General features: G+C 51.0%; 4 protein-coding genes. 1 reads left to right on the top strand and 3 read right to left on the bottom strand.

Annotated elements, in window-relative coordinates; all coding sequences use genetic code 11:
- Positions 1–8 precede the first annotated feature (8 nt).
- From C7H08_RS13695 to C7H08_RS13705, 3 genes are all read right to left on the bottom strand, one after another.
- Positions 9–1,442 carry an HlyD family type I secretion periplasmic adaptor subunit gene (locus tag C7H08_RS13695; RefSeq protein WP_106672797.1) on the bottom strand — a complete coding sequence of 478 codons (1,434 nt, stop codon included), beginning with the start codon at positions 1,440–1,442 and terminating at the stop codon, positions 9–11.
- The gene (locus C7H08_RS13700; protein ID WP_106672798.1) at positions 1,439–3,541 is read right to left on the bottom strand and encodes a type I secretion system permease/ATPase; all 2,103 of its coding nucleotides are present in this window, start codon (positions 3,539–3,541) and stop codon (positions 1,439–1,441) included. Before C7H08_RS13700 ends, C7H08_RS13695 begins: the two co-directional genes overlap by 4 nt.
- A gap of 105 nt (positions 3,542–3,646) precedes the next feature.
- Positions 3,647–5,476 (bottom strand): TolC family outer membrane protein, encoded by a 1,830-nt coding sequence (locus C7H08_RS13705; protein ID WP_106672799.1) that lies wholly within the window; start codon positions 5,474–5,476, stop codon positions 3,647–3,649.
- A 147-nt stretch (positions 5,477–5,623) separates the two neighbouring features.
- Between C7H08_RS13705 and C7H08_RS18200 the strand changes: the two genes are divergently transcribed.
- Positions 5,624–6,193: retention module-containing protein (locus C7H08_RS18200; protein ID WP_165793967.1), on the top strand; the 570-nt coding region annotated here is incomplete at its 3' end.

Consider the following 6,193-nt stretch of genomic DNA (forward strand, 5'->3'; position numbering starts at 1 on the left):
TGGGTCTCTTATCGCTCCCTCATCGCTTCGCTGGTCGCTCTGAGCACCGGTTTTAACAAGTAGTTCAAGATGGTTTTTTCCCCAGTGATAATGTCGACTTCGGCAGTCATGCCGGGAATGATTGGGAGGCTATTACTGATTTCGTTTTCCAGCGTTCTCAATCGCACTAGATAGAACGTGTTGTCCTGGTCGTCAGTGATGGTATCTGCACTGATGTGCTCCAGCTCGGCTTGAAGGCCACCAAAAATATTAAAGTCGTAGGCGGTTAGCTTGACGGTTGCTGGCAGGCCTGGTCTCAGAAAAGCGATGTCTACCGGCGACACTCTTGCTTCCACAATGAGCTGATCGTCAACTGGGACGATTTCCAGAAGTTCTTTGCCCGGAAGAACAACACCGCCGACAGTTGTGCTGAAAATTCTTTGTACAATACCAAGAACCGGCGAGCGAATATCGGTTTGTTGAACCCTGTCTGCAAGACCTGACTCTTCCTGCAGGAGTGCGTTTAATCGCACTTGGGCATCGGCCAATTCTGAACGCCAGCGGTTTTGAAAGGTAAGCTTTGCTTCAGACAGACGGCTTGAGCTCTCCCTAATGCCGGCCTCCGCACGAAGTGTTGATGCTTGAGCGCGTTCCAGATCACCGTTTGCCCTCGCTATTTCCCGCTCGAGTTGCAATATATCGACGTCTGAAACGGCACCTGAACGAAGAAGAGGCCGTTTTTTGTCCAACTCCTGCTGCGCAAGCGATTTAACCTCTCGGGCCTGCCTGGAAGCCGCCAGGGCTTCTTCGAGGTCCTGTTGGCGCTGAATACGCTGCTCCTCAAGACCGGATTGCTGTTCCTTCAATTCTTCCAGGCTACTGAGGTAGAGTGAGGTTTGATCGTCGATCAATTGCGGAGATTTTTCAGCCAACGCGGGATCAAATATTGGGAGCTCCGCGGCTATCTGTGCACGTAAACGCGAGGTCTCGGCTTCCAGGTTGAGTATCCTGGCTTGACGCTCCCGAATGTCAGACAGCGATCGCGTTTTATCAAGCCGCATGAGTATTTGGCCTTTTTCTACACGCTGGCCTTCGGTGACTTCAATGGTCTTTACTATCCCACCATCCAGAGATTGAACGATCTGAAGCTGCGAGGAAGGGATGATCTTGCCCTCACCACGAGTAACTTCCTCAAGAGGGGCGAAGTAAGCCCAGATAATTAAAGCTAAAATAACTAAAGCCCCTACATACAACATCGATCTTGCTCTAAGGGGGGACTGCTGTATCTGTGCCCAAGAACTCTCCGCTCGCCAATCAGACAAGTCTGGTTGAGAGGACCATCGTTTCAGGAACCTTTCCAGAGCGGGAGCGCCTCTATTAAGGCTTTCAGAAACTTTTGCTGTGGCCTCGAACCTTTTTTGCTCCTGCGTTTTCGGGCTGTCTGCTCCGGAGGGCTTCGTCATGCTTTGCCCCCAGAGATTCGGCCGCTTCTCAGGGCTTCAATAACTTCTTGCTTCGGACCATCAGCGACGATCTGCCCGTTGTCGATGACAATAATTCTTGATGCAAGCTCAAGCAACAGTGAACGATGAGTGATCATGACCATGGTTCGGTCTTTGCCAACAGTTTTTAAGCTTTTGCACAAGCTTGCTTCAGCTGAGTGATCCAAAGATTCTGTTGGTTCATCAAGAACCATTATCGGTGGGTCATTGACAAGAGCCCTTGCGATAGCAACGGTTTGTCTTTGACCACCTGAGAGGCCTTGTCCGTTTTCGCCAATGATAAAGTCATAGCCGGCGGGGTGTTTGCTAGCGAGTGTGTCCAAACCGCTCAGGTCAGCGGCTTTTAACAAACGCTCATCACCGGCCGTCGGATCTCCCAAGAGAACGTTATGTTTGAGGGAACCATGCATCAAATGAACGTCTTGCGGTACATAACCAATTTGTTTGCGAAGGAATCCGGGGTCAAGCTGCCGGCTCTCAACACCATCAAAAAGAATTGAGCCTGTCTCTGGCTGATATAGCCCGAGCATGAGCCTTTGAAGGGTTGTTTTGCCGGATCCATTTTTACCCAACACCACAATATGTTCACCGGGCTCAATCGTGAAGCTGGCGTTATGCAGGGCGTAACGCTCATCATTTGGGTATCGGAAGCTCACGTTGCGAAATTCAATTTTGCCGTTTAAGCTTGGCCGAGTGATCCATTCTTTGCCTTCAGGGCGCTCTTGAGGTAGCTCCATCACGGTGTCGAGAGTTTCTAAAGCTGTCGCTGCATTGTGATATTGCGCTAAAAGTCCCGCAGTCTGACTGATCGGGGCCATAACCCTTGATGACAGAAGATAGGCAGCAATTAAGCCGCCTTGGCTAAGTTGCCCATCGATTAAAAGATAAACACCGATAACCACGATGGACACGGCAACAGTATGTTGTGCAAGTGCGGCCCCCTGGGTCACAGTTCCTGACAGCAAGCGCATGGCGGCGTTTTGTCGAGATACTTGCAGGGAGCTGCCTTCGAAATCGCCCTGTATATGACCCTCACCGTTAAAGCTTTTGACGGTCTCCAGATTATTGATCGCCTCAACAATGATAGCGTTTCTGTGGGAACTGGCCTTCATTGTAGAATCAGACATGGCCCGAAGCTGTTTCTGTACGCTCGCTGCGTAGATCAGCAGCAGTAAAGCACCAATAATGATTGGTAGTATCAGTGGCCAGCCAATCCAGGCAATGATTGCTATAAAAAGAAGGCTGAAAGGCAGGTCTACGAGGGCCAGTACGGTGAGTGATGAGGTGAATGCGCGCACACTCTCGAAGCTCTGTATGCTGTTAGCAAAGGCTCCCGTTGAAGCAGGTTTACTTGCGAGGTTGAGACCGAGTACCCGGCTCATAATCCGGGATGAAACTTCGACATCCGTACGTAGTGCGGCCAGATCGACAAACCATGTTCGCATCATTTTAAGGCTGAAATCGGCGAGCAAAACAACCGTCATGCCGACTGCAAGAACCCAGAGTGTGCTGGTTGAGTGATTGGGCACAACCCGGTCATAAACGTTCATGATGAATAAGGGCATGCCCAAAGCGAGAATGTTAATCAGCAAGGATGCAACGATCACATCCCGATACAGTGCCCGACATTTAGACCAGGTGCCCCAGAACCAATGACCGTCGTTTGACTTGCTGGCTATGCTTGCTCGCCGGTTGGGATTATAAGTTGGTTTGCAATACGCCAGATGGCCCGAATATTGAGCGTTCAGGGTGTCTAAATTGACAGTTGTGGCGGAGTCCGGGAGCTCTGGGTAGATCACCTGAGCTGAATTTTCGGAATCAACCCCGGTGAGCACACATGCCTTTTCACCTTTTAATAGAAGTATGACCGGGAAAAGTGCGGAATTCAGTGTTGACAGGCTGGACCGAGTTTGCCTGCAGCTCATGCCCATTCTCGACGCGGCACGTGCCAGTGTGGCAGGTGATAACTGCCCATTGCTGAGAGGTAGGCCGCTTGTGATGTGCTCAGGACTATTCGTCAGATTATGGTGGCCGCCGACGATCCTCAAACATTCGAGCAATGGGTCAAGATGGCTGTCGATAAAAACATCCTTATGGGCGCAGGTAGCAAGACCGCGCCCTACTACTATTAATGACCATCATCTTCTGTTTTGGTGACCAAAACGTCAATTCTCAATGTCTGTTTGATTGGGAAATATGCGAATTTCGATACGCTGGTTTGCCTCATGAGCTGCCTTGGTGTCACCTTCAATTTTGGGGCGATCAAAACCGTAACCGACGACATCCAGCCTTTGGCGTGGAACACCAAACTGAGACGTAAGAAGCCTGGCCGCGGCCTCGGCTCTCAACTCTGATAAACTCTGATTGAATGAGGCGGAGCCGACCCTGGATGCATGTCCCTCAATAACAACCTTGGCATCTCTGTTGGAGAGGATGAAGTCTGCAATCTCAGTAAGGTCTGGCTCGTAAGTGCTCGCAATTTGAGCAGATCCGATAGAAAACCCGATATCTGCTTCAAATGTTCGCTCGGGCTCTTCGTCGCGCTTACAGCCTCTTGCATCTACGATTGCTCCCCTGGGCGTTCCAGGGCAAAAGTCGAGGTTGTCCGGAACACCATCACCATCACTATCAATCACGTAGTCTGCCATTGAAGGGCAGGCGGTTGCGCCATCAATCGGCAGCGGTGACGCGCCCAAATCCGTCAGCGTGGGAAGACCATCGCGAACGACGCCCACCGTGGCGAGCCAGTCGCCCGTTGCCGTCAGTGCGCGAGCCAAAGCTATGCTCTTGTCATACTGAGCGTTCGCGTAGGCGCTTTTAGCTTGGAAGGCCTCATTTTCTGCATCGAGAACATCCAGTAAGGTTCGTTCGCCGATGCTGAACTGATCTCGGTATGCAACCACAACACGTTCGGATGAGAGGCGGTGTTGGTTCAAAGACGGTAGCTGGCGTTTAATTGCATGTATGTTGTGGTGAGCAATCTGCACGTTCTGACGTAAATTGATGCATTCCTGGTCACGAAGGTCTTTGGCAACATTGGTTTGCTGATAGGCTTCTTTTATTGCTGCTCGATCACGTCCACCGCGATACAAGTTGTACCGTAATTCAATACCGACGCGCGCATCAGAGCGGCCGCTGTTTGCTCCGAAATCATCGTAGGTTTGCGTGCCGTAATTTGCCGTTAAATTGAGGCGGGGCTGCATTGCAGATTTCCGGACATCAACCGTCGAATCCGCAGCATGAATGTTCCGAATAGCGGCATGAAAAGCTGGATTATTCTCATAAGCCCGGTGAAGTAGGGCTTCGAGGCCTTTAGGCAAAGCATTGCTATCGGGTGTATATGGCTCCGCATCCAGGCTCGGAACCGTGCCGATTATTCTGAGAAAGCGGGCTGTAACGTCATGCAGGTTGGACTGCTCGGTTACGACATTGGATTCTGCCAGAGCGACTCTGCCGCTGACCTGCTCGAGGTCAGCTGTTCGAACCACGCCGGCCGCCACGCCATCAACGATCTGCTGGAAAACTTCCTGATGGCGTTCAAGATTTTGCCGCGCGAACTCAAGGAGCTTTCGTCTTCTTAAGACATCTGTGTAGGCTTGAAACGCTTCAAAGGCAGTTTGTTCTACTGTATTGAGGAGTTCATGATAACGAACCAACTGCAGTGAAGACAGCCGGCGTACGTCGCTGCGAGTTTCAAAACCGTCGTAAAGCATCTGGGTCAATGTTATTTGGGCATCCGCCCCAGCAAAATCGTCTCTGGGTCCATAATCTCGCCACTCGTGACCGTACCGGGCACCAACATCGACGCTAGGCCTATAGCCTGAATATGCTCCTTCGACTGCCTTATCTGAGGCCAGAAACTGGTGCCAGCGCTCTTGTACAACAGGGTTTTTTTCTATTGCATTTCTGATCAGGGATTCGAGCTTGTCCTGTGCAACGGCAGGCGTGCTAAAAGTGGCTGCTATCAAAAGCGCCATACAAGACTGTTTTAGCATCGATTATCCCTACTAATTCATCAATTAGGTGTTGGCTTCCCAGCGTAAACGGATCTAGAGCATACCGTACGTCAGTCCAATTACGACGAACGCACTATACCGATAAAATCAGAGTGTAAAAAACTGTAACTGTAAAATGGTGTAAAAATGGCGTCTGCAAATATTGAAGTCCTTGCTTTAACTGGAAATCTTTCCGTCGTCTCAGGCGATGACCTTCAATATCTTGCACAGGGGCAAGTGCTAGAACTTGCAACTGAAGACGCTGTTTTGCTCGCCGGCGAAGGCAGTACCGCTGTCGTCTTGCTCAACGGTGTAATCGTTGAACTCGGAGAGAATGCGTCATTGGACTTGGCGTCTGCCGCCGAGCTAGACGATGAGAGTGACATGAGTGAGCAGGTGTTGGCCGAAGACTCCATCGCTGCGGTATTGGAAGCGTTAGAAGGTGATCAAGATCTTTTTGAGGTTGTTGAAGAGCCCGCAGCGGGAACGGAAGGAGGTGACGGCGGTGATGGTCACAGTTTCGTTCGCCTGCTGAGAATTTCGGAATCTATAGACTCTGGCGAATTTGTGCCAGCCGAGCTCGTACCGGTTGCGGATGAGTTTGCCCTCGCAGCTCCCGATGTTGCAGTTAGCGAACTGGCCAGCGAAGTTGGTACCGAGCTGGATGCGGTTGCGGCAAATCTGAGCGTGGATGCGACCGTGGATGACGCGGCGCAA

The sequence above is a fragment of the Marinobacter halophilus genome (assembly GCF_003007685.1).
GTDB classification, from domain to species: Bacteria; Pseudomonadota; Gammaproteobacteria; order Pseudomonadales; family Oleiphilaceae; genus Marinobacter; species Marinobacter halophilus.

Coding starts and splice junctions, on each gene's coding strand:
- C7H08_RS13695 (WP_106672797.1), bottom strand. CDS start 1,442: ATGACGAAGCCCTCCGGAGCAGACAGCCCGAAAACGCAGGAGCAAAAA.
- C7H08_RS13705 (WP_106672799.1), bottom strand. CDS start 5,476: ATGCTAAAACAGTCTTGTATGGCGCTTTTGATAGCAGCCACTTTTAGC.